An 18404-nucleotide genomic window follows, 5' to 3' on the forward strand; every position below is an offset into this window, starting at 1 on the left:
GACGCCGATTCGGGAGTCAGGCCGCCGGCGCGAACCCGGCGCGCGCCAGCAGCGTCCCCTCGTCGAACCAGAGCCTCCGGGCCAGCTCCGCGACCGCCTCCCGGTCCAGCGTGACCATGGCCGAGCCGGCCCAGGCCCAGATCCGGTTCTGGGCGTTCCACAGGTCGAGCCGGAGCCCCAGCCGCTCGGCCAGGCTCAGGATCCCGGTGAGCTCCGCCGCCCGCGCCGCCGGCGACTGGCCCGCCACCAGCGCCGAGACGCGCTCCTCCACGAGCTGCTCCACGTCGCGCCGGACCGCGTCGAGGTGCAGGTGCGCCCCGAGGCGGCGCGCCAGGTCCACGGTGGCCGAGAGCTCCGCCTCGGCCGCGGCGAGGTCCACCTCTCCCGTCCGCGCCGCGCCGGTGACGCGGAGCACGCGGGCGGTCAGCGTCACGTCCGCGGTGACGCGCAGCGGCCCGGGCACGGGCGAGTCGATCTCGCGCAGGAACTCCATCAGGCGCCGGTTGTCCTCGAAGATCTCGCGGTAGCCGTCCTCGTACCGGCGCAGCGTCCCCTCCAGCAGCGTGCCCGCCACGCGGCGGCGCTCGTCGAGGAACAGGTCGCGGAGCCCGTAGTCGCGCCCCGGGAAGAACCGGTCCACCGCCCGCAGCAGCTGCGCCAGGGACTGCGCCGGCGATCGCGCCAGGAGCGCCTCCTCCAGCTCGGCGAGCTGCTCCGGCCCGCGGTACGGCGCGAGCCCGCAGCGGAAGTCGGCCGCGCCGAAGTGGAGCACGCAGGCGACCGCGTCGAGCGTCTCGCGGGTGAGCGCGCTCTCCAGCTGCAGCCGGCACAGCGCCACCGCGACCGGCCCGGCCGCGGCGGCCCGCCGTCCCTCGACCCGGTACGCGTAGCAGAACGCCCAGCCCGCGTCCGGCACCGGCCGCACCGAGGCGGCGATGGCGAGGTGGGCGCCCACGCCCTCCAGCGACACCACGCTCGGCTCGACCAGCCGGCGGAACACCTCGCGCCCGTTCGCCAGCGCCGGGTCGTTCGAGGGCGCGGCGGCGAGCGCGCGCTCCAGGCCCGGCTGCAGGTCCACGCCGGCCACCTCGCGGGCGAGCTGCACCGCGCGCGCCGCGTACCGGAGCACCTGCACCGTCTCGATCCCGGACAGCTCCGAGAAGAACCAGCCGCAGCTCGTGAACATGAGCTGCCCCTGCCGCTGCAGCTCCAGCAGCCGCAGCGCGCGCACCAGCTCCTCCGGCGAGACCGCCCGCCCCGCCTCCCGCCGCACGAAGTCGGGCGCGTCGCGGCGCGCCGGGTCCACCAGCACCTCCGCGTAGCGGTCGCGCGTCCGCCACGGGTCCGGGAGCAGCCCCGCCGCCTCGCGCTCGTAGATCCCGTCGAGCGCCCCGCGCAGCCCCTCCAGCGCGGCCCGCAGCGGCGCGCGCCAGGCCTGGCTCCAGCCCTCCGCCCCGCCCGCGCTGCACCCGCAGTCCGAGCGCCAGCGCTCCACCCCGTGGGCGCAGCTCCAGGACGACCCCTCCGCGATCTCCGCCTCCCACTCCGCCGGGATCCGGTCCAGCGCCTGCCCCAGGTTCACCAGCTCCACGCCCGGCCGCCGCGCCAGCTCGCGCAGCGCCCCCGCCAGCACCTCGTCGCCGCCCTTCTTGTGGTGACCGAGCGTCTCGCCGTCCACGGCCACCGTCAGCAGCTCGTCGTGGTCGCGCCCGGGGTCGAACCCGCCCTCCAGGCGGTCGAGGAGCGCCACGGCCGAGCCGAGCGCGTCCCCGAACGCCAGGTCGCGCGCGATGTGGCCGTCGTAGAAGAACACCGTCAGCTCGCGCGAGCCCGCGCGCACGCGGTAGGGCCGCGTCGGGTCGAAGCGCGCGCCGGTGGCGTCCACCCACTCGCCGCCGGGCGGCCGGACCCGCACCGCCTGGTAGGGCGAGAGGATGGTGAAGCGGATGCCCTCGCCCGCCAGCGCCTCCAGCGTGGCCGTGTCGGCGGCGGTCTCGGGCAGCCAGAAGCCCTCGGGCTCGCGGTGGAAGCGGCGCCGGAAGTCGAGGAGGCCCCAGCGGATCTGCGTGAGCCGGTCGCGGGGCGAGGCGAGCGGCAGGATGGCGTGGTTGTAGCCCTGCGCGAGCGCGTTGCCGTGGCCGCGCAGCTCCAGGCTGCGTGCGTCCGCCTCGAGGACGCGCGCGTAGGCGTCGGGCCGGTGGCGCTCCAGCCAGGCGAGCAGCGTGGGGCCGAAGTTGAACGACAGGTGGAGGTAGCTGTCCACGATGTCCAGGATCCGCCCGCGCCCGTCCTTCAGGCGCGCCGCGCCGTTCGGCGCGTAGCACTCCACCGCGATCCGCTCGTTCCAGTCGTGGAACGGGTCGGCCGAGTCCTGCACCTCGATGGCCTCGATCCAGGGGTTCTCGCGCGGCGGCTGGTAGAAGTGCCCGTGCAGGCAGAGCAGGCGGCGGGACATGGGTCCGACCATGGTAGGCGCGCCCCGGCGCGGCGCGACTGCTCGTCGGGGCCGTCCCGCTCCGCGCGCGGCCCCTCGTTCGGCCCCCTGCGCACCCGCGCGCCGGCCCGCGCGCTGCCGATCCTGGGCTATGGTGCCGCACCATGAAGGTCGCCCTCACCATCGCGGGCTCGGACTCCGGCGGCGGCGCCGGCATCCAGGCCGACCTCCGCACGTTCGCCGCGCACCGCCTCCACGGCACCTCCGCCATCACCGCCGTCACCGCGCAGAACTCGGTGGCCGTCACCGCCTGGGTGGCGCTCGAGCCGGCCATGGTGGTGGCGCAGCTCGAGGCGGTCGCCACCGACATGCCGGTCGCGGCCACCAAGACCGGGATGCTCGCGAACGCGGCCATCATCGGCGCCGTCGCCGACGCGGCGGCCCGGCTGCCGCTCGGGCCGCTGGTGGTGGACCCGGTGATGGTCGCGAAGAGCGGCGACCGGCTGCTCGACGCGGCCGCGGAGCGCGCCTACGTGGAGCGGCTGTTCCCGCTCGCCGCGATCGTCACCCCGAACCTGCACGAGGCCGAGGCGCTCCTGGGCCGGCCGGTGCGCGGGCTCGCGGCCATGCGCGACGCGGCGCGCGACCTCCACCGGCTGGGCGCGCGCGCGGTGCTGGTGAAGGGCGGCGAGAGCGTGCCCGGCGCGGAGGACGTCTTCTTCGACGGCGCGCGCCTGGAGGAGATCCCCGGCCCGCGCATCGACACCGCGAACGTGCACGGCACCGGCTGCACGCTCTCGGCCGCGCTGTGCGCGCGGCTCGCGCTCGGCGACGCGCTGCTCGACGCGGTCCGCGGCGCGAAGGCCTACCTGGTGGAGGCGCTGCGCCGCTCGTACACCGTCGGCAAGGGGCGCGGGCCGGTGGACCACCTCCACCCGCTCACCGGGTAGCCCCGCGGCCGGTCAGAGCGTGATCACCTGGTCGAGCTTCGCGCCCGAGAGCGCCTTGTACAGGTCCGGGAAGCAGCCGATGGGGATGCCCTCGATGAGCCGGTCGGCGATGGCGCGCTGGTAGCAGCACTGGTCGCAGCCCATGAGCAGCATGCCGGTCTTGCGGGCGACCGCCGCGAGCCGCTCGCCGGTGGGGTTGCCCTTCACCAGCAGATACGTGTTGTCCACGAAGAAGAACATCCCGACCACGGTCGCGCCGTGGCGGCCCTCCTCGAGCTGCGGGACGATCATCTTCTCCAGGATGTACGAGGCGTTCGGCGTCGAGAACACGTAGGCGACGTTCAAGCGCTGCTCCCTTCCGGCTCGGCCGCGGCGGCCCGTACCGCGGCCGCGACCAGTTCCGCGCGATCGAGGTGGGCGGGGTGCACCCCGCTCACCTGGGCCCGAAGGAGCGCCGGCGTGAGCTCGCCGGGCGGCGTGCCCGCCTCGAGCAGCGCGCAGGCCGCCTCGGCGTAGGCGAGGAGCGACGCGCAGGTGGTGGCGCGGAAGCGCGCCCGCGGCCCGGCGCCGCGGCCGGGCCACAGCCCGATCCGCACCCGCAGCCGCTCGCCGCCCTCGGCCGCTCCCGCGCGCCGCGCGCCGTCCAGCGCGCCGGCGTGGCGCAGATCCGAGACGAGCTCGGCGACGGAGCGTGGCACCGCGGATACTTGTCACGGGTGCACGGCTCGTGCGGTTCCCTGACGGGTACCGGGCGCGTACACTGCGCCGCCATGCGAAAGAAGATCCTGCTCCTCGGCTCCGGCGAGCTCGGCAAGGAGTTCACGATCGCGGCGCAGCGCCTCGGCCAGGAGATCATCGCCGTGGACGCCTACGACGGCGCGCCCGCGCAGCAGGTGGCGCACGCCCGCGAGGTCGTGAGCATGCTCGACGGCGCGGCGCTCGACGCGCTGGTCGCGAAGCACCGCCCGGACGTGATCGTCCCCGAGATCGAGGCCATCCGCACCGAGCGGCTGCAGGCCTACGAGGCGCAGGGCGTCCAGGTGGTCCCGAGCGCCCGGGCGGCCGCGTTCACGATGAACCGGCGGGCCATCCGCGACCTCGCCGCCCGCGAGCTCGGGCTCGCCACCGCGCGGTACGCCTACGCCTCCACGCCGGAGGCGTTCCGCGCCGCGGTCCACGAGATCGGGCTCCCGTGCGTGGTGAAGCCGCTCATGTCGTCGTCGGGCAAGGGACAGAGCGTGGTGCGCGCCGAGGGCGACCTCGAGGCGGCCTGGGCCTACGCCATGTCCGGCACCCGGGGCGACCTCCGCGAGGTGATCGTGGAGGAGTTCATCCCCTTCGACTCGGAGATCACCCTCCTCACCGTGACCCAGCGCCGCGGCGAGACGCTGTTCTGCCCGCCCATCGGCCACCGGCAGGAGCGCGGCGACTACCAGGAGAGCTGGCAGCCCCACCCGGTCCCGCCGCCGCTCCTCGAGGAGGCGCGGCGGATGGCGGGGGCGGTGACCCGCGCGCTGGGCGGGGCGGGCATCTTCGGCGTGGAGTTCTTCCTGGCGAAGGACCGGATCTGGTTCTCGGAGCTCTCGCCGCGCCCGCACGACACCGGGATGGTGACGCTCGCCGGCACGCAGCCGCTGAACGAGTTCGAGCTGCACCTGCGCGCCGTGCTCGGCCTGCCCATCCCGCCCATCACGCTGGTCCGGCCGGGCGCGAGCGCCGTCATCCTGGCCCGCGGCACCGGCGCGCCGGTGGTGCGCGGGCTGGAGTCGGCGCTCGCCGAGCCCGGGGCCGACGTCCGCATCTTCGGGAAGCCGGCGCTGCGCCCGCACCGCCGCATGGGCGTGGCGCTCGTCTCGGGCGCGCCCGGCGACGACCCGCGCGCGCTGGTGGAGCGGGCCAGGGCGGTCGCCGCCCGCGTGTCGGTCGATCCGTAGCGCGGGCCTGTCGCCGCGGCGACGATCGACCGCCGGCCGGCGCGTCGGCGCGCCCACGCGACGCGTGTCCCCCGCGACACGCCGCGGGGAAAACGCGCGCCGCGGCGGCGCGCGCGGGCGGGCACGCGAGGTGCAGTACCGGGGATCGCCTTCGCAACCCCAACCCCGGAGTCGCACCATGTTCGAACGCGCCGCCTTCCTCGCCATCCCCGCCGCGCTCGCGATGCTCGCGGGCGCCTGCTCCAGCCGGTCCGACGCGGCGGTCCCGCCACCCCCGCCCGCCGCGCACGCCGACGCCCTCCCCGATCCCGCCGCCGTCCCCGCGCCGGCCCCCGTGCCGGAGCAGGCCGGCTTCCACCCCGCCGAGCCCGAGCCGCAGCCGAGCGCCGACGAGATCGCCGCCTTCCAGGCGCCCGTCCCGAAGTAGCCCGTGCGCCGCGCCTCCCCCGCCCGCCGCGGGGGAGGCGCACGCCGCGGGCGCGTTGCGCCCTCACCGGCCCGGGGTTAGCCTCGCGCGCGTCCATGCCCGCCGATCCCGCGCGCCTCGAGGCGCTCCGCCAGGCGATCCTCGCCGAGGCCGCCCGCCTCGCCCCCGCCAGGCTCGAGGCGCTCGCCCGGCCGGCCCCGGTTCCCGCCGCCGGCCTCCGCGCCCTCGCCGCCGCGCTGCTGCCCGAGCGCGAGGCGGTGCGCGGCTGGCTGGAGGCCGCGCTCGCGGCCCCGCGCCCCGGGGCCGGGTTCGCCGGGGATCCGGCCGGCGACCTCGCCGCGCGCCTCGCGGCCGCGCTGCTCGCCCGCAACCAGTTCCTGCCCGTCGGCGCGCGCGAGGAGGGCCGCCTGGCCGGGCTCGTGGCCGCCGCGCTCCGGTCCGGGGCGGCCGCGCTCGCGACGGCGCGCACCGAGGCGGCGCTCGCCGAGGCCCTGGCCGGCGCCGCGGAGGCGTTCCGGACGGACCTGGCCGCGTTCGTCGCCGCGCTCGCCGCCGGCGACGCGGCGCCCGCGCTGCGCGAGGTGGTCTCCGCCGAGTACGGGCCCGAGCTGCAGCTCCGCGTGCTCGGGCTCGATCCCGCGGCGCTCCTCCCGCCGGTGCTCGACCTCGGCTGCGGCCCCGGGGCGCGGCTGGTGGGCTGGCTCGCGGCGCGCGGCGTGGACGCGCGCGGCGTGGACCGCGCCGCGGAGCCCTCGGAGCGCGTCCTGCGCGGCGACTGGCTCACCGTCCCGCTCGCGCCCGGCAGCCTCGGCACGATCGTCTCGCACCTCGGCTTCTCGCTGCACTTCCTCCACCACCACCTGCGCCCGGGCGACGAGGCGCTCCGCTACGCGCGGCGGTACATGGAGCTGCTGCGCGCGCTGCGGCCCGGCGGCACGCTCGCGTACGCGCCGGGCCTGCCGTTCGTGGAGGCGCACCTCCCGCCGGACCGCTGGCGCGTCGAGACGACGCCGGTGCCGGCGCCGGCGCCGCCTCGGGCCGCGCCCGGGGCCGCGGCGCTGCCCTGGTACGCGTGCCGCGTCACGCGGCGCGCGTAGCGCCTACCGGCCGAACAGCCCCTTCAGCTTCTTCTTCGCCTCGTCCTCGAGCTGCTGCTTGCGCTTCTGGGCCTCGTCGCGCGCCTTCTGCTCGGCCGCCGCCTTCTGCTTCCCGAGATCGGCGCCGGCGGCGCCGGCCTTGTCGCCGAGGAGCCGCCCGGCGGCCGAGGTCGCCGCCTGCTTCACGATGGCCTGGACCGCGCCGTCGAGCGACAGCCCGTCGAGGCGCGGGCTCCACGCCGGACCGGACAGGTTGAACGTCACCGGGATGGGCGCGCTCATCTTCGCCCGGCCGCCGGTGATCTTCGCGATCACCTCCGGGCCGAGCTCGAGCGTGGTCGGCATCTGGAGCGTGCCGTCGAGCCGGACGCCGCCGTCGAACGAGAGCGCGTTGTCCCCGGTCTTCACCGTGATGGGCTTGGTGAGCTTCGCCACGCCGTTCGCGATCTGGAACGCGAACCCGAGCTGCTTGCCCAGGCTGGTCGAGCCGCCCTCGGTGACGCGCCCGCCCGCGAACGGGAGCTTCGACGCGATGGGCGCCGCCACCGCCGCGACCAGGTCCTTGCCGAAGAACGCGCCGTCGCGCAGGTCGCCGGTGAGCGAGCCGGTGGCGCTCTGCTTGATGGGGTCGAGCGAGGTGCCCTTGCCGGTGAGCTGCAGCGCGGCGTCGAGCTTGCCGCCGATCACCTTGCGCTTCGAGAAGAGCGCCAGCAGCTGCTCGCCCTCGACGCCCTTCATGGTCACGTCGATCTTGAACGGCTCCTCCGGGTGGGCGAGCTTCACCGCGGTGCCGGCCGCGGACACGCTGCCGCCGAACGCGACCAGCCGCGCCTCCTCCAGCGTCACCGCGTCCTCCACCACCTTCACCTTCAGCACCACGTCGCGCAGGTCCTGCTTCTCCATGCGGAGCAGCCCGAGGCGCACGCTGGCCGTGCCGGAGAGCCCGGCGAACGCCTTCGGGTCGAGCGGCTTCGACGCCGCCGGCTCCTTCGGCTTCTCCGCCCCCTCCGGCGCCGGGACGAGCAGCCGGTCGAGGTCGAGCCGCTGGCCCGACAGCTCCGCGTCGAAGCGGGTGGTGGGCTTCTCCTTCGTGCCGCCCAGGGCGACCCTGGCCTTCCCGGCCAGCGCGTCGCCCAGCAGGTCCAGGTCGAGCCGCGTCAGCTCGACCTGCTGCTCGGCGCCGGCCTTCCGGTAGGTCCCGGCGGCGCGCGCCGACATGGGGTCGCCCGGCTTCTTGGCGATGGAGCCGCCCGGCCGCAGGTCCACGCCGGCGAGGTCGGCGCCGGCGTCGAAGCGGACCACGCCGCCCTGCTGCGCCAGGTCGGCGCGGGCCACCAGCGACATGGGCGCGCCGGCCGCCTTCGCGAGCTGCCGCGGGATGGCGAGGTGCACCGGGCCGAGGTCCACCCGCAGCTCGAGCGACTGCGCGGCCTGCCCGCCGGAGCCCTTCAGCGACAGCCCGATGGGCCCGGCCACCACGTTGTCGCCGAGCTGCTTCCGAAGCGGCGGGTAGTAGGCGGTGAGCGCGGCCAGGTCGAGCCCGCGGGAGACGATCTCCAGGCCCTCGACGCGCGGCGCGTCGCCGCGCAGCCCGGTGGCGGCGCCGTGGCCGGTGAGGGCCACCGGCCCGGCGGTGAGCTCGAGCTTGCCGATGCGCAGGTCGCCCTTCTCCGCGTCCGCGTCCAGGTCGGCGTCGAGCGACGCGTCCAGCTTCTTGCCGCCCTCCTGCCCCGCGAACGCGAGCTGGTCGGCGCGGAAGCCGCCCTTCACCGTGGTGCGCCCGCTGCCGCCCGGCACCGCCGCCCCCAGCGCCACCGCCAGGTCGGCCTGGAAGCGGCCGCCGCGGAAGCCGGCCTCGCCGGGCACGAACGGCGCCAGCGGCCCGAGGTCGATGGGCTGGACCTTCAGCGTGAGCTGCTCGGGCGTGGGCACCAGCGTCGGCGGGAGCGGCGCCGCCTTCACGCGGAGCTCCAGGTTCTGCGCCTTCGCCAGCACGGCCGCCTTCAGCACGACCTCGAGCGGCCGGCCGGCGCGCAGGTCGCGCACCTCGACGTCGAGGTCGTCCACGTACAGCTCCTCGGCGCCCTTCACGCTCCGGTCGAGGAACGCGATGCGCGCGTTCTCCACCGCGGCGCGGTCCACCCGCACGGCGGAGAGATCGGCCGGCTTCGGCTCGCCCTCCGGCGCCTGCGCGGGGGGCTCCTTCGCGGCGGTCTCCTCCAGCCGCTTCGCCACGCGCTCCAGGTTCGTGATGCCGTCCGGGAAGCGGACGACGTTGACCCTCAGTCCGTCCACCACCGCCTCGCGCACCGTCACGCGCTTCCCGCCCGAGAGCAGCGCCCCGAGCAGGTTCACCTCCACCTCGGCGCGCTCCAGCGTGGCGAGCGGCCGGTCCTCTCCCTCCCCGGGCCCGACGGACACGCCGCCGACCCGCACGCCGACGCCGCCGAGCAGCCGGGTCTTCACGCGCTCGACCGTCACCGGACGGCCCAGCCGCTGCGACAATGTGTCCGCCTGCTTGCGGACCTGCCCGAGGAGGATGCGGTCGAGCAGCAGGAGCCCGGCGAGCACCACGGCGACCACGGCGACGGCGACGACGGCCAGGACCTTCGGCCAGCGGCGGGAACGAGCGGGAGGCATGGGCGGAGGCTACGTCGGAGCGGCCGGCTTGTCAGCACGGAGCGTCACGACCGCCGGCGCGGGATGCACCCGGCAAACCATTCCCGCCACGGCGGGGGCGTGGCAGGCTGGGCGATCTTCGCCGACCCCTCGCCCGGAGCGCCGCCTTGCACACCCCGATCGCCCTCCTCGCCGCCCTCTCGGTGGCCGCCGCCCCGGCGAAGCCCGCCGCGCCGCGCGCGGCCACCAGCCGCGCCCAGGTCCCCGATCGCTACAAGTGGAAGCTCGCCGACCTGTTCCCGAACGACGCGGCCTGGGCGAAGGCGCGGGCCGACCTCGCCGGCCGGCTCCCCGGCTTCGACCGTCACCGCGGGCACCTCGCCGACTCGGCCAGGGCGCTCGCCGACGCGCTCTCCGAGATGGGCGCGCTGCAGAACGCGCTCGACCGCGTCTACGTCTACGCCTCGGCCCGCGCCGACGAGGACACGCGCGAGCCCGGGGCGCGCGCCATGCGCGCGGAGGCGGAGCGGCTCGCGGTGGACGTGCAGGCGGCGCTCTCCTGGGTGCGCCCGGCGGTGCTGGAGCTGCCGGCAGACACGGTGAAGCGCTTCCTCGGCGAGGACCCGCGCCTGCGCGAGTGGGCTTTCTTCCTCGACGACACGCTCCGCTGGAAGCCGCACACGCTCCCCGCCGGCGAGGAGCGGATCGTGGCGAAGACCGGCGACCTCGACGGCGCCGGGCGCGACGTGCACTCGGTGCTGCTGAACGCCGACCTGCCCTTCCCCACCGTGAAGCTCTCCACCGGCGCGGTCCGGCTGGACCAGGCGGGCTACGAGCGCGCGCGCACCAGCCCGGCGGCCGCCGACCGCGAGAAGGTGTTCCACGCCTACTTCGGCGCGCTGAAGCAGTACGAGCGGACCATCGGGACGGCGCTGTACGCGCAGGTGAAGGCGCACCTGTTCGAGCGGGACGTGCGCCGGTTCGACTCCTCGCTCGCGGCCGCGCTGTTCCGCGACAACGTCCCCACCGCCGTGTACGAGCGCCTGGTCGCCGACGTGAACGCGAACCTGCCCACCCTGCACCGCTACCTGAAGCTCAGGCAGCGCATGCTGGGCCTGCCGGCGCTCCGCTACGAGGACCTGTACGTGCCGCTCGTGAAGGCGGTGGACCGCCGCTACGACGTGGACCAGGCGGTGGCGCTCACGCTCGACGCGGTGAAGCCGCTCGGCGACGCGTACGTGTCGAAGCTGCGGGCCGGGCTCCAGGGCGGCTGGACCGACTTCCTGCCGGTGACCGGCAAGCGGGCCGGCGCGTACTCCACCGGCGTGTACGGCGTGCACCCGTACCAGCTCCTCAACTTCAACGGGCAGTGGACCGACGTCTCCACGCTGGCGCACGAGGCCGGCCACTCGATGCACACGGTGCTGGCGTTCGAGAAGCAGCCCTACGCCACGTCGAACTACGCCACGTTCGTGGCCGAGGTCGCCTCCACGCTGAACGAGAACCTGCTGTTCCGCCGCGCCATCGGGCAGGCGAAGGACGACGGGGAGCGGCTGGCGCTGCTCGGCAACCGGCTCGAGTCGCTGCGCACCACGCTCTTCCGCCAGACCATGTTCGCGGAGTTCGAGCTCGCCATCCACCAGCTCGCCGAGAAGGGCGAGGCGCTCACCGGCGAGAGGATGAGCGCGCTGTACCTGGGGCTGGTGCGCAAGTACTACGGGCACGACGCCGGCGTCTGCCAGGTGGCCGACCTCTACGGCGCCGAGTGGACGTACATCCAGCACTTCTTCCACTACGACTTCTACGTGTACCAGTACGCCACCAGCCTGGTCGCCTCCACCGCCATCGCCCGGGCCATCCGCGAGGACGAGGCGCAGGGGCGCACCGGCGCGCGCGACCGCTACCTGGCCATGCTCGCCGCGGGGGGCTCGCGCTACCCGGTGGACCTGCTGCGCGAGGCGGGGGTGGACATGACCACGCCCGCGCCGTTCGCGGCCGCCATGGAGGAGATGAACGCCACCATGGACGAGATGGAGCGGATCCTGAAGCGGAGCCCGGGGGCGGCCGGCGTGCGGGCGGCGCCCGCGAAGCCGGCCAAGGGCCGCTAGCGGCCGGGCACCACCGGCGACACCGCCGGGGGCGGCGCCTCCGGCGCGTGGGGCGCGAACGGCCACACCTGGGCGCGGCGGGCGAGCCCGAGGCCCGCGAGCACGGCCGCGAGGACGAGCCAGGCGAGCCGGCGGCGCGCCCGCGCCCGGCGGTCCTCGTACGGATCGTCGAGCGTGCGGCGCGCGCCCGGCGGCAGCGCCGCCGCCTGCGTCAGGGCCGCGCCCAGCGGCACGTTCACCTTCACCCGGCCGTTCACGGCCCAGCCGTTCGCGTCCAGCACCGGGCCGATGTTCCGCTGGCGGAGCTTCAGCCAGGCGATGAGCATGGACGGGCCGGAGATGACGAGCAGCACCCCGAGCACCGCGACCAGCTTCGCCCACCACGGCTCCAGGCCGACGAAGCCCGACACCAGCCCGCCGAGGAGCGTGCCGATGGCGCCGGCGCCCACGCCCAGGGCGGCGATGATGCCGACCATCTTGCCCACGTCCACGGCCGCCGGGACGGGCGGCTTCCCGCCGGTCGCCGCGCCCACCCCGGCCTCGGCGCCGGAGGCGAGGCGCGCCTCCGAGGCCTTCTCCTTGGCGGCGGCGAAGCGCGCCACCTGGTCCTCGATCATCCGCAGGAACTTCTTGTACGGCGAGAAGAACGCCTGGCGGATGGAGATGGGGTTGTCCACGATCTTCACGATGGTGGCGTCCCAGTCCCGCCCCTGCCGGTCGTAGAACAGGCCGTTCCGCCCCACCATCAGGTAGTCCGAGTCACCCTGCGTGAAGCAGGCCGCGATCTTCATGGCCTCGCCGCCCGGGCGGCGGCACTCGCAGTAGGCGAGGTACATGCGCGAGTGGGCCGCCAGCACGGCGTGCGCGCCCGGGTCGTCCACCCGCACGCACAGGTCGCAGCTCCGGCCGTCGAGGTACAGCGTGCCGGCCTGGAACACCGCCGGCCGGCGCGGGTCGTAGAAGTCGGCGAAGGAGACGAAGTTGCGGAGCAGCAGCGCCAGGTCGCGGTGGTAGTGGACCATGCGCACCACGTCGCCGATGGCGGCCTCCTCCGCCTCGAGCGCGAGGTCGCGCGCCACCAGCGCCTCGATCGGCGCCTTGCCCATGGCGAGCAGCGCCCGCACCCGCGGCACCCCGAGCCGCTCCACCGCCTGCGCGGGCTTGGCCCCGAGCCACGCCTGGTACGGCAGGAACCGCGCCGAGAGCAGCTCCCACTCCTCGGCGGCGAGCGAGCCCCGGTCCGCCCCGAGCACCGGCGCGACCACCTTCTCGCGGAGCGCGGCGAGCGCCGCGGCCCAGGCCGGGTTCACCGGCCCGCCCAGCGCGAGCGGGCGGCCCGGCTCCACGCGCGCCAGCGGGAACGCGGCCACCTCCTCGCGCGACCGGGCCAGGTCGCGGGCGGCGAGCGCCACCAGCTCCGGCTCGGACCGGTTCATGGCCACCGCGGCGCGCGGGTCGAGCGCGGCCAGCCGGCAGCGGACGAAGTGGTCGTCCACCTTGTCCTTCACCGCGTGGAACGCCTCCCACGCCGCCGCGGTCGCCTCGCCCAGGAACGCGACGTCCGCCGCCTCGCCGGCCCTCGCCCAGGCGTCGAGCTTCGCCAGGTCCTCGAAGAACGCGTCGAGCCGCTTGCGGTCGATCCCGGGCTTGCCGCTGCGGTCGCGCTCGCCGCCGGCGCAGGCGATCGCGTCGGCGATGGCCTGGCGCACCTCCGGATCGTCGGCGGTCTCGGGCGGCACCACCCCGTCGCCGTTGAAGCGGGTGCTCTCGTACAGCTTGGTGAGGTCGGCCACGTCGGCCGGCAGCACCGCGGAGGCCTCGGGCTTCCCGAGGTGGAACAGCACCTGGCGCGCGGCGCCGAGCAGCACGTGCCCGGCCGGCTTCGCGGCGTCGATGTCGGCCAGCGGCAGCGCGTCTCCGCCGCGCAGCAGCGACTCGAGGTCCACCAGCCGCTCCTCGCACCAGCGCAGCGCGGCCAGCACCTCGGGCGCGCGGACGCGGCCGTCGTGGTCGAGGTCGAGCAGCTCCAGCGTGCGGGCGTCGAGCTCCAGGCCCCGCGTCGGGCAGGAGAGCGCCACCCAGAGCTTCTGGTCGAGCTCGGCGAGCCGCGCGAGGTCCTCGCCGGTCTCCAGGTACGGCTGCTCCAGGCCGCCCACCCGGTAGAAGCGCCACCGGTGCGGGCCGGCGCGCTGCTGCGGCGCGCGGGTCGGGGTCGGCGTGGGCTGCGGGGCGGGAACCGCGGCGGGCTCGGACATGGACTCCCCCGGTGCAGGCGGCCGCCAGGCAGGCGCGCGGCGGCCGGACACGCTCCGTTGTACCCCATGCCGTGGGGGGTGGGTACCGCGCCGCTCGCCGCAGGCGCGGCGGCCCGGCAGGCGCCGGCACGCCCGCCCGCTCCCTGTGTAGAATCGCGAGGATGTGGACCCCCGACCTCGCGCTCCTCGACGCGCTGCCCTCGCCGGGCGTGCTCGGGGTCCTCGAGGCGGCCTGGGTGCTCGCGGCGAGCTGCTGGATCCTGCTGGAGCGGCGCTCCCCCACCGCGACGCTGGCCTGGATCCTGGCGCTCGCCGCCATGCCGGTGGTGGGCGTGGCGGTGTACCTCGTGGTCGGGCCCCGGCGGCTCGACCGCAAGAAGCTGCGCCTGAACGTGCTGAAGCGCGCCCGCGGCGCGTACCTGGAGGCGTGGGACCGGGCCACCGCGCGCGACCTCTCCAGCATGGGGCAGCTCGCCCGGCTCGCGATCCGGCTCCAGGCGCCGCCGCCCGAGACGGCGCGATCGGTCGCCCTCTTCGCCGAGGGCGACGACTACTTCGCGGCGGTGGAGCGCGACCTCGCGGCGGCCCGGCACCACGTCCACGTGGAGATGTACATCTTCGAGCGCGACCGGACCGGCGCCCGCGTGCTGGCCGCCCTCGCCGCCGCGGCCGCGCGCGGCGTGCAGGTGCGGCTGCTGGTGGACGACGCGGGCTCGCCGCGGCTCGGCGCGGCGCTGCTCGCGCCGCTGCGCCAGGCCGGCGGCGAGGTGGAGCGCTTCAACCCCATGCTCGCCTCGCGGCTGCGCGGCGGCTCGGCCAACTTCCGCACCCACCGCAAGATCGTGGTGTGCGACGGGCGGGTCGGCTTCACCGGCGGGATGAACGTGTCGGACGACCAGAGCGCCGCCGTGGCGGGCCCGGCCGCCTGGCGGGACACCACCGTCCGCATCGAGGGGGCCGCGGTCCACGGACTGCAGCTCACCTTCCTCGAGAACTGGGCCTTCGCCACCGGCAAGACCGGCTCGCCGCTGCCGCCCGGTGGGCTGCGGCCGTACTTCCCGGACGAGGCGCCCGGGTCGCACGAGGTCCAGGTCGTGCCGTCCGGACCGGACCAGGAGACGTCCGCCGTCGGCCACCTCCACGTCGCCGCGATCGGCGGCGCGCGCGAGCGCGTCTGGATCACCACCCCGTACTTCGTGCCCGACGAGGCGATGCTCGCGGCGCTGACCAGCGCCGCGCTGCGCGGCGTGGACGTGCGGCTGCTGCTGCCGCGCCGGACCGACTCGCGGGTGGTGGACGCCGCGTCGCGCACGTACCACGACGCGCTGCTCGCCGCCGGCGCGAGGATCTGGCTCTACGGGCCGCGCATGCTCCACGCCAAGACCTGCCTGGTGGATCAGGACGTCGGGATGGTCGGCACCGCCAACCTCGACAACCGGAGCCTGCGGCTCAACTTCGAGGTCACCGCCGTGCTCTACGGCGCCCCCGCGGCGCAGGCGCTCGCCACGATGTTCGAGCGCGACCTCGAGGTGGCGCGGCCCAAGACCACGCGGGAGGCGGACGCGCCGTTCCTGTCGCGGCTCGGCGCCAGCGCCGCGCGCCTGCTGGCACCGCAACTATGACGGTTCCACCCCTCCCCAGCCATGCGGCTGGGGCCTCTCCCCGGAAGCCGCGTCAGGCGCCCGCGCCGCCGCCCCGGTGCCTCGGGTTCCGCCGCGCCCCGCGCGCGCACTCGAGCTGCTGCGCCACCATCTTCCGGAACGCCTCGCGCATCGGCTCGAAGCGGGCCGGGTCCTGCTCCAGCGCGCCGAGCGCGAGCGCCACCGCCTCGAGCGTGGAGAGGTACTCCGGCTCGGGCTCGCGCCGCAGCCCGGCGTAGCCGCCCGGCCGGTCGGGCACGACCGAGATGCGGGGCAGCGCCGCGAGCGACGGGCTCGCCTCCACCATCTTCCGCGCCTGGTGCCAGGTCCCGTCCACCGCCACCAGCAGCCGCGGCGGGTCGCCGGCGCGCGCCGCGGCGGGGACCGCGCCCTCCCCGGGGAACAGGAGCGCCGCGCCCGGCGCCGCGACCACCTCGCGCACGCGCGGGTGATCCTCGAAGCGGACGCCCCGGTGCAGCTCGCAGTCCTCCAGCGCCAGGCGCGTCAGCCAGGCGGTGCAGATGGCGAGCCTGGCCTCGCGGGGATGCTGGAGGATCACCACGCGCGTCCGCGCGCGCACCACCGGCAGGGACGCGCACAGGCAGAGAGCGGCGGGGCGCAGGCAGCGACGGCAGAGCTCTCGCACGGGACGCGGAGCCTAGTCGAAGCGCCGCGGATCCGGAACCGGGCGCGCGGCGGCCGCCGACGTATACTCAGCGGCAGCGCGCGGCCGGAGGCGGGGCGGCGGGCGGAGGGTCGGTGCATGGGGGAGCCACGCGGCGAGGGGACGGCGTCGGAGCGGCGCATGCGCGCCATCCGCAACCTCGGGATCATGGCGCACATCGACGCCGGCAAGACGACGCTCACCGAGCGCCTCCTGTTCGTCGCCGGCCGCACCCACAAGATGGGCGAGGTGCACGAGGGCGCCGCGGTGATGGACTGGATGGACCTCGAGCGCGAGCGCGGGATCACCATCACGTCCGCGGTCACCCGGCTCGAGTGGCGCGCCCACGAGCTGCACCTCATCGACACGCCCGGCCACGTGGACTTCACCATCGAGGTCGAGCGCTCGCTGCGCGTGCTCGACGGGGCGGTGGCGGTGTTCGACGCCGCGCACGGCGTCGAGCCGCAGAGCGAGACCGTCTGGCGCCAGGCCGACCGCTACCGCGTGCCGCGCATCGCGTTCGCGAACAAGATGGACCGCGTCGGCGCCGACCTCGGGCACACGCTCGCCTCCATGCGCAAGCACTTCCCCGACCACGTGGTCGCGGCGGTGCAGCGGCCGCTCGGCGCGGAGGCGGCCTTCTCCGGCTTCGAGGACCTGGTCGCGCGGCGCACCGTCCGGTTCGGCGACCCGGAGGACCCGCGCGCGTTCACCGCCGAGCCGGGCATCTCGGCGGAGGGCGAGGCCGAGCGCGCCGCGCTGGTGGCCGCGCTCGCCGACCTCGACGACGGGGCGGCCGAGGCGGTGCTGTCCGACCGCGACCTCGACGAGGGCGGCCTGCGCGCCGCCATCCGCCGGGCCACGCTCTCCGGGCGGTTCGTGCCGCTGCTGTGCGGCTCGGCGCTGCGGAACAAGGGCATCCCGCAGGTGCTCGACGCGGTCTGCGACTGGCTCCCCTCCCCGCTCGACGTGCCGCCTCCGGCCGGCGTCCACCCCGACACCGGCGAGGAGGAGCGGCGCCCGCCGGCCGACGGCGCCCCGCTGCTGGCGCTCGCGTTCAAGGTGTCGCTGCTCGACGAGCGGCGCCGGTACGTGTTCCTGCGCGTGTACTCCGGGCGCGTCGCCGAGGGCGACGCGGTCTGGAACGCGAGCCAGCGCAAGTTCGAGAAGGTGGGTCGCGTGCTGCTCATGCACGCGTCGCAGAAGGAGCGCGTCCCCTCCCTCGGCGCCGGCCAGCTCTTCGCGGTCGCCGGCCTGAAGGAGACCCGCACGGGCGACACGCTCACCGACAAGGCCCACCCGCTGCTGCTCGAGCGGCTCTCGTCCTACGAGCCGGTCATCTCCGAGGCCATCGAGGCCGCCTCGCAGAAGGACCGCGACCTCCTGCTGGAGGCGCTCGGGCGGATCGCCGACGAGGACCCGACCTTCCGGTGGGGCGAGGACCCCGACACCGGCCAGCTGCTCGTGTCCGGCATGGGGGAGCTGCACCTGGACATCGTGGCCGAGCGGCTCCGGCGGGAGTTCGGGCTCGGCGTCCGCACCGGCCAGCCGCAGGTGCTCCTGCGCGAGACGCTCTCGGCGGAGGCCGCCGCGGAGGCCACGTTCGAGCGCAAGCTCGAGGACGAGGAGATCTACGGCCAGGTGTCGGTCGCGGTCGGGCCGCTGGCGCGCGGCGGCGGCTTCCGCTTCGAGCTCTCGCCCGAGGCGGCCGCGCTCCCCTTCCTCCGCCCGGAGGTCCGCCGGATGGCGGAGGACGGCGCGCGCGAGGCGGCCGAGGCGGGGGCGCTGGAGGGGCACCCGCTGCAGGACGTGCGGGTGACGCTCACCGGCGCGACCTGGCGCGAGGGCGCCTCGAAGCCGTTCGCGTACAAGGTCGCGGCCGCCGACGCGGTGCGGATCGCAGCCGCGAAGGCCCGCCCGGTGCTCCTCGAGCCGCTCATGCGCGTCGAGATCGTGCTCCCGTCGGAGCACCTCGGCGAGGTCATCGGGAGCCTCGACCGGCGCAAGGGCACCGTGCTCGACGTGGCCGACCGGGGCGAGGCGGTCAAGGTGATCACCGCCGAGGCCCCGCTCCGGCGCATGTTCGGCTACGCCACCGAGCTGCGATCGGCGACGCAGGGCCGCGCGCTGTTCACCATGCGCTTCGACCGCTTCGACGTGGCCGGCTGAGGCCGCCGCCTCGCCGCGCCGGCGCGGCCGGAGGCGCTGCGTCACTCGGGCGGGCCAACCCCCTGGCCGGCGCCAGGCAGGGCGTCTCGCCGGGCGGCGTTGTTCCG

13 protein-coding genes are annotated in these 18404 nt (G+C 76.0%); 7 read left to right on the forward strand and 6 right to left on the reverse strand.

From position 1 onward, the window contains the following. Positions 1-16: 16 nt before the first annotated feature. Positions 17-2455, reverse strand: a complete 2439-nt coding sequence (locus tag ADEH_RS10625; RefSeq protein ID WP_041453485.1) for a DUF3536 domain-containing protein — start codon at positions 2453-2455, stop codon at positions 17-19. 143 nt (positions 2456-2598) lie between these two features. Between ADEH_RS10625 and thiD the strand changes: the two genes are divergently transcribed. Beyond that, complete coding sequence (thiD, locus tag ADEH_RS10630) at positions 2599-3384, forward strand: bifunctional hydroxymethylpyrimidine kinase/phosphomethylpyrimidine kinase (protein WP_011421101.1); 786 nt, start codon at positions 2599-2601, stop codon at positions 3382-3384. Positions 3385-3396: 12 nt separating this feature from the next. On the opposite strand, the gene ADEH_RS10635 is transcribed toward thiD, so the two are convergent. Both ADEH_RS10635 and ADEH_RS10640 read right to left on the reverse strand, forming a co-directional pair. Continuing rightward, positions 3397-3729 (reverse strand): SaoD/DsrE family protein, encoded by a 333-nt coding sequence (locus ADEH_RS10635; protein WP_011421102.1) that lies wholly within the window; start codon positions 3727-3729, stop codon positions 3397-3399. After that, entirely contained in the window at positions 3726-4082 is a 357-nt protein-coding gene (locus ADEH_RS10640) for a hypothetical protein (RefSeq protein ID WP_041453486.1), read from the reverse strand. The genes ADEH_RS10635 and ADEH_RS10640 overlap by 4 nt, the downstream gene beginning before the upstream one ends. A gap of 72 nt (positions 4083-4154) precedes the next feature. On the opposite strand from ADEH_RS10640, the gene purT reads away from it, so the two are divergent. From purT to ADEH_RS10655, 3 genes are all read left to right on the forward strand, one after another. Then, entirely contained in the window at positions 4155-5318 is a 1164-nt protein-coding gene (purT, locus tag ADEH_RS10645) for a formate-dependent phosphoribosylglycinamide formyltransferase (RefSeq protein ID WP_011421103.1), read from the forward strand. Between the two features lie 178 nt (positions 5319-5496). Continuing rightward, on the forward strand, positions 5497-5745 hold the full coding sequence (locus tag ADEH_RS10650; RefSeq protein ID WP_041453487.1) for a hypothetical protein: 249 nt from the start codon (positions 5497-5499) through the stop codon (positions 5743-5745). 95 nt (positions 5746-5840) lie between these two features. After that, positions 5841-6842 carry a class I SAM-dependent methyltransferase gene (locus ADEH_RS10655; protein WP_011421105.1) on the forward strand — a complete coding sequence of 334 codons (1002 nt, stop codon included), beginning with the start codon at positions 5841-5843 and terminating at the stop codon, positions 6840-6842. Between the two features lie 3 nt (positions 6843-6845). On the opposite strand, the gene ADEH_RS10660 is transcribed toward ADEH_RS10655, so the two are convergent. Continuing rightward, positions 6846-9482, reverse strand: coding sequence for an AsmA family protein (locus tag ADEH_RS10660; RefSeq protein WP_011421106.1), 2637 nt, complete (start codon positions 9480-9482; stop codon positions 6846-6848). A gap of 146 nt (positions 9483-9628) precedes the next feature. Between ADEH_RS10660 and pepF the strand changes: the two genes are divergently transcribed. Next, positions 9629-11569, forward strand: coding sequence for an oligoendopeptidase F (gene pepF, locus ADEH_RS10665; protein ID WP_011421107.1), 1941 nt, complete (start codon positions 9629-9631; stop codon positions 11567-11569). On the opposite strand, the gene ADEH_RS10670 is transcribed toward pepF, so the two are convergent. Next, positions 11566-13824: a hypothetical protein gene (locus ADEH_RS10670; protein ID WP_011421108.1), complete on the reverse strand. Its 2259-nt coding sequence runs from the start codon at positions 13822-13824 to the stop codon at positions 11566-11568. The two genes, pepF and ADEH_RS10670, sit on opposite strands and share 4 nt — an antisense overlap. Before the next feature lie 161 nt (positions 13825-13985). Here ADEH_RS10670 and cls point away from each other — a divergent pair, with 161 nt between their 5' ends. Then, positions 13986-15446: a cardiolipin synthase gene (gene cls, locus ADEH_RS10675; RefSeq protein ID WP_011421109.1), complete on the forward strand. Its 1461-nt coding sequence runs from the start codon at positions 13986-13988 to the stop codon at positions 15444-15446. Between the two features lie 52 nt (positions 15447-15498). Here the strand turns inward: cls and ADEH_RS10680 are convergent, their stop codons facing one another. Beyond that, complete coding sequence (locus ADEH_RS10680) at positions 15499-16110, reverse strand: tRNA-uridine aminocarboxypropyltransferase (protein WP_011421110.1); 612 nt, start codon at positions 16108-16110, stop codon at positions 15499-15501. Between the two features lie 117 nt (positions 16111-16227). Between ADEH_RS10680 and fusA the strand changes: the two genes are divergently transcribed. Next, positions 16228-18297 (forward strand): elongation factor G, encoded by a 2070-nt coding sequence (gene fusA, locus ADEH_RS10685; protein WP_011421111.1) that lies wholly within the window; start codon positions 16228-16230, stop codon positions 18295-18297. The last annotated feature ends 107 nt before the right edge of the window (positions 18298-18404 follow it).

The organism is Anaeromyxobacter dehalogenans 2CP-C (assembly GCF_000013385.1).
Classification (GTDB): Bacteria; Myxococcota; Myxococcia; order Myxococcales; family Anaeromyxobacteraceae; genus Anaeromyxobacter; species Anaeromyxobacter dehalogenans_B.